This is a genomic window from Niastella vici, assembly GCF_002077945.1.
In the GTDB taxonomy this organism is placed as follows: domain Bacteria; phylum Bacteroidota; class Bacteroidia; order Chitinophagales; family Chitinophagaceae; genus Niastella; species Niastella vici.
The window spans coordinates 1-5,948 of record NZ_LVYD01000099.1 but is presented as its reverse complement, the minus strand read 5'-3'; the positions used below and the strand labels follow the sequence as shown (position 1 = coordinate 5,948).

Annotated in this window: 3 protein-coding genes; 1 reads left to right on the top strand and 2 read right to left on the bottom strand. The window is 36.3% G+C overall.

Going from position 1 to position 5,948, the window contains the following annotated elements; genetic code table 11:
- The first annotated feature begins 301 nt into the window (after nt 1–301).
- A complete protein-coding gene (locus tag A3860_RS34610) occupies nt 302–1,543 on the top strand; it encodes a site-specific integrase (RefSeq protein WP_081155174.1) in 1,242 nt (413 codons plus the stop codon).
- 206 nt (nt 1,544–1,749) lie between these two features.
- On the opposite strand, the gene A3860_RS34605 is transcribed toward A3860_RS34610, so the two are convergent.
- Together A3860_RS34605 and A3860_RS34600 are read right to left on the bottom strand one after the other, a co-directional pair.
- Nucleotides 1,750–3,948, bottom strand: coding sequence for an AAA family ATPase (locus A3860_RS34605; protein ID WP_081155173.1), 2,199 nt, complete (start codon nt 3,946–3,948; stop codon nt 1,750–1,752).
- A gap of 931 nt (nt 3,949–4,879) precedes the next feature.
- The coding region (locus tag A3860_RS34600) for a HEPN domain-containing protein (RefSeq protein WP_216823582.1) at nt 4,880–5,948 on the bottom strand (1,069 nt) is incomplete at its 5' end.

Below are 5,948 nucleotides of genomic sequence, written 5' to 3'. Positions count from 1 at the left end.
TTCACGGGCTTTGCACAGCGCGATAGACATTTGTCCAGTCGGCCCGACTAAAAGGATGACAAAGCATCCCAAAGGCTTATAAAACGCAAGTTTTATAAGCCTTTTTTCACTTTTTGATATCATTTTGATGCAAAACGAACCAAACGGTATGTGAACTATCCGGTGACCTGTGACCGCATCTTACATTTGAGGTCACCTAGGTCACCGGATAGCGGCAAACACAAATGGGTAGCGAGTTACATTCATTTTGGCGTTCGTAATCTGGTGTGAGGAACTATTCATAAAACAAAAAATCTGTTGTATGACAAGTTCAGGAACATTTGGAGTACACTTTGTAATGCGTAACAACAAGCAATTGAATGGCAAATCTCCCGTGTACGCTAGAATTACTGTAAACGGTACCCGTTGCGAGTTAGCATTGAAAGAATATCTCTCCCCTAATGATTGGAACTCGGGCTACGGCAAAGCCTGGCCCAAAAACAATGCACTCAAAAAGTTCAATAGTTACCTCGAAGAAGTACGGGGAAAATTGGCCCGTCATTACCGGGAACTGCAAATGCAGGGCGAACCACTAACGGCAGCATTCGTAAAAGATGCTTATATAGGTATTGTAAAAGAAAAAAAGGTCGAGCATTCGTTGTTATGGGTGGTAAGCCAGCATAATACAATCATGCAAAAAGTACTGAAGAAAGGCAGCATGAAAAACTATTATACCACCGAAAAGTACCTGAAGGTTTTTCTATCCCAACAACTTAAGAAAGACGACATACTGCTTAAGCGTTTGACCTATGAATTTATAACCGGCTTTGAATTTTACATCCGTTCCTCCCCTATCAAGGATTCCGATCCTTGTACCAATAACGGAACAATGAAACATTTGGAACGTCTTAAAAAAATGGTAGCCTGGGCGGTAAAAAATGAATGGTTGGATAAAAATCCATTTACCGGGTTTCAATTAAAGTTCAAGCGAAAAGACAGGGATTTTCTAACAGACCTGGAATTAGCCACGTTAGAAAAACAGCCTCTTGATAACCCGATGTTGCAAAAGGTACGCGATCTTTTTATATTTAGCTGTTATACCGGTTTGGCATATGTTGACCTGATGGCTTTACAACCTGCTAATATTATGGTTTCACTGGATGGCAAGAAATGGATAAAGATCAGCCGGGCAAAATCTGAAACAGGTGTGAATGTTCCATTGTTAAGTCCTGCCCTGGGGGTGCTGGAAAAATACAGCCAACACCAGGAACCCACACAAAACGAAATGTTATTCCCTCGGGTAACCAACCAGGAGATGAACCGGAGCCTGAAAATAATCGGGGAAATATGCGGCATCCGTAAAAACCTAACCTTTCACCTGGCACGTCACACTTTTGCTACTACCGTTACCTTAATGAATGGTGTCCCGATTGAAACCATCAGTAAAATGCTGGGGCATACTAAACTTACTACCACTATGGTTTACGCAAAGGTGACCGGCCTGAAAATTGGGATGGATATGGAGGTGTTGCAGCGGAAACTGGATAACAATAAAAATTTATGAAACGGAAAATTCAAAAAGATTCTCCCTCGCTGCTGTATATAATTATAAATACCAAACTTGAACTTTGAAGACAGGTTCAAGTTGGCTGAAAAAATAGGATCCGATACTCTTGTATTTTTCGTGCGAAACTATTTCTGGAAGGAGCACAGAATCGATGTTTCATTTTCTTGGCATGTCTTATATTAATACCTTGAAAATGTTCGTATTTATTTCATCATCTTTTTGTAATGAGCTTCGTATCCTGCCACCTTAAATAAAGCAGCAAAAGCATCCTTAAAATCAGTATAATTAAATTCTTTATAATCAAAAATATTTTGCCCCAAAGAATGAGATTCCCGATTAATATACCTATAAAATGCTTGAAATCTATTTGCTTGCATACTTGGTTGTAAGAAAAAATTGTTTAAATCTTTCTTCTCAACAAAATTGAAAAAGTATTCAATCACATTCCTCATACAATTGGCAATCAGAGCTGCAGGCTGTTTTTCATCTTTAATAATGAACCAATATGCCTGATAATCATTTTGAATTTCTTCATAACTCATAGGAATGAATTTGCTACCTTCATCATTTTTCACCAAGCGGAAAAGCCTTTGAGTCTCTTTTCTTTCTTCGTGTTTAGTTTCAGTGATTTCATAAAAGAAATACAAGCTATGGGTCAGTATAAACACTTGTTCATATTTGTAAGTCCAGGTAACAGAACCATTGTTCTTCTCTTTTTTACCAAAAAATTCATTTTTAATTAATCTGCCAACATTGAATACATAGATGTGTGATAGGCTTGAAATGGGGTCATCAATTACCACAATTTTCTTTTTTGCAGCTTCTGTTGCATCTTTCTTACCTCTGCACAGCTCCAAAAAATAGAGAAAACTAATAATCATTTTCTCCCCCTCACTCAATGAGCGAAATATTCTTTCCGCATTTCCTTCCCGTACTATTTTATAGAGGTTATCTGAATAATGTTCTATTTTAAAATCGTCAATCCCTAAATCAATCAACCCATTATTGATGTTCATTACTGCTTCTTCAATATTTACAGTTTGCTTTTGCTGCTCAATAATTATTTCTTTATGCTTTTTCATTTCGGCTGCCAAATCACTTAACGCTTTATTAATCAATCCAATATTTTTTTGAGACGCTTCTTTGGCCAAAATAAAGGTATTGATAGTCTGGTCGTAATCCCAACGCATTAAGTTCCAAAAAGTATCTTTTATCTCCCTTAAAGCAGATTCTTTATGGTCGATTTTTTTGTTATGTTCCCCAATAAGAACGTTGACACTTTGAATGATGCTATTTAACTCTTCTAATGCTTTTATTGAACTTTTTAGCTTAACAGAAACACTTGGGCTTTTAATTTTATCCTCAATAAGTTTTTTATTTTCATCAACAATCCTAACGAAAGCATTGTATTTGATCTCAAAATCTTTTTTATATGTTTCGAACTTCGGATTATTCTCAAAAAAAGACTTATCCGGAATTAATTGAACAGCCTCCGAATATTTTACCAGACATGCTTTGAGAGAAGACACATCAGCCTCATAAGATTCATCAAAGTAATCATTGATACTTGTTATTAATGCTTTTGAAATGGTATTTTCTTGGCAAAAAGGGCAACTTTCATTTTCTTGCGTCAATTCTGAAGACAAGTATTTTAATCCGGCTTTAACCCAATCAGAATTACCTAGTTTATTGATTAGTTCCGATACTGTTGTGTTTTTATTGCCGATAATTTGTTTTCCCAATAGTGCTTCTTCCTCTATATCTTGAGATGCGAAAACAATAAATGCCAATGGAGCATACTTCTGGGCATTTTCACCAGAAAGCGCTTGCACATCATCTTTTAATTCCGCTATGCTTTTTGTGGGTTTTGTATTAGGTTTTTGCAATGATTCAATGTAAGAAAGTAATTTATTTCCGTCACTTTTCAAGCCATCTAAACAAAATTCAAGAACCCTGTCACCACCTGTATAATTCTTTTTAATTTCCCAGACATTATTTTTTGCAGATTCTTGTTTTTGGTTTAATTCTACTTTCTCCTGCTCTAGTTCTTTAAGCTTAATTCCTTTTTCTCCTTCAATTTTATTGATTTCCTTTTCCGCTTGCCCAATTTTCACTTCAGCCTCTTTGTTTTCTTTTGAGAGAGTGAAAATGCCTTTCTGATTCTCTGGTTCGAAAAAATTGTCCTGGATGAAATTTTGATTATACACAAGAACATCATCATCATTTAAACCTTCAATGAAACAATTACTGAATCTTTGTTCGTTAGGTTTATATAGCAGGTTTGACAATGTACTTTTTCCCGTACCATTTAAGCCATAAATAAGATTTATTTTTCTATCAGTCTCCAAAGGCGTGGGATATTTATAAGATGCTACTTTATCTAAATTTATTTTTGTTATCATGACTTACTATATAGATTACGTTTGTTATACAACCAGAGTAACACTAGCATACAGAAAATGCTTAGTGGCAACCATTCAACAATATGGTCCCTTTATATTATTTGAGAGAAAAGGCATCTATGACTGACTAACATAGAACATTAGTAGTCGATAAAAAATTAATTATTCAATTGCCTTGGAACAGGTTTTCTTTATAGGAAGAAGATATACTTTACTAAAGAAATAATTTTAATTTAATTGCAGTAGGTAAGGCAATAATTTATGCGTTAAAGATTATAATATTTCAGATAATAAAAATCAGGCGTTCTTCACATTTTTTAAACCGTATACCTTACATGATGTGCTTTCTGTTTAATTGTGTTTTCTAACCTACACTATGCTATTAAGGCGATTGTTCTGGAATTGGAAAATTGTTAAGATTGATTGGGAATTACACCAATAGAATATTATTGAGATGAGTGGGCTGAAGATTAAGTTTTCGTGGTTAGACCGAAAGACTTAGCGCCGGAGAAGGAAACAAAGGGTTTTGACTGATAGATGTCCGAATGTCGTTGAGCCGTGATCTTTGGATATAATTACAAGAAATATTCAATTGAAAAATGTCCTCCTTATGAAATCAACACATAATACGTTTAATTATTACTGTTGCTAGAAATAGATTTTGAGAATCCGAAAACTGGATGGTGACCATGCCGTTGTTGCATGGAGCAAGATGTAGTGTTGTTGACAACATGATGTGTGGAACCAGTGCTAATATTAATCTCATACTGGCAATGCAGCGGTAGTTGTAGACAACTATACATCTTGCTGTGTGCGCTATACATACACTCAATGCCTCTGAAAAGCCGCCTGCCAAGACAGACCATCTTTCTTTTCACCAGCAACCTCCAATAGTTTAAATAGTTGCTATTAAACGCGTGAGTGTTTCAGATTATCTATTTTCCGATAAAATCAGGTTTTCAAAGGTTTTCAACCTTTCCTCAAAAGATTGCTCCGTTTGTGCGAGAATGGCATTTACCCGGTCAAGTAGCATCATTACCTGATCCTGGCTAATTTCATATTGGGGACTGTACCTTGCAGAAACATATGCCGTATTCAGCAAATCGAATAATTCCATTTCTTCATCGGTGTTTTTAGGAAAAATGATATCCAGATCAGGAGCGCAAAAACAGGAATGTCTTATTAATGATTTCAAATTATGTCCGTAGGCTGTCAATCCTGTTAGGGAAACCAATAATGCACGAAGTGCATGTTCTGTTGCCTGATGCAACAAAAAGGCAGCTGGTTTATATTGGCCATTGGTGGCAAAATATTCTGCACCGTCCAGGAAATATTTTGCATTCTGAAAAGTATCATCAAAAATATTCCTGGCATTCACCTTTATGGTAGAAATGTCAACATCGGGCTTTTCCGGCAGGGTTACCCGTTTGTTATCATACACCATTAAATCAGCTGAACAGGCGGCAGAATAGAAAATATGCCCCTCCCGAAAATGTTTATATACCACATTGATTTTATTGCACCAGATGAGTACCGATCCAATTTCACTATATTTTGCTTGCACTTGTGTTAGGTAATCACTATATGAGTATTTAGCATTGGGCGGCAAAAGCACCAGGAAATCAAACTGGGGTCTGTTCCTGCTGTTTATTGAAAAACCTGACCAGAACAGCTTTTCTGCATTGGTTACCCGGATGATAGTTTCTATCATCGAATTCACATTTTCCTGCAAAACGGCGTCAACCTGGTATGTTCCGCATTGTCTGGCTACGCTAACCGAATTAATATTTTCCGCTAAAAACGGGTACGTTTCAAAAACGAGTTTTTTTGATTGTTTTTGCTTTTCATTGATGATATGGGCAGCCTCTACTAACTTTTCAATTTTTTCATATATCGTAACCAATAGTTCCCGATCCCGCCGATGCAAATCGTGAGTATAATTGCCTATAACGGTTGTTTTAAAAAACTCCCAAAGTAATTCCCGAATCCGAGGCAGGCGG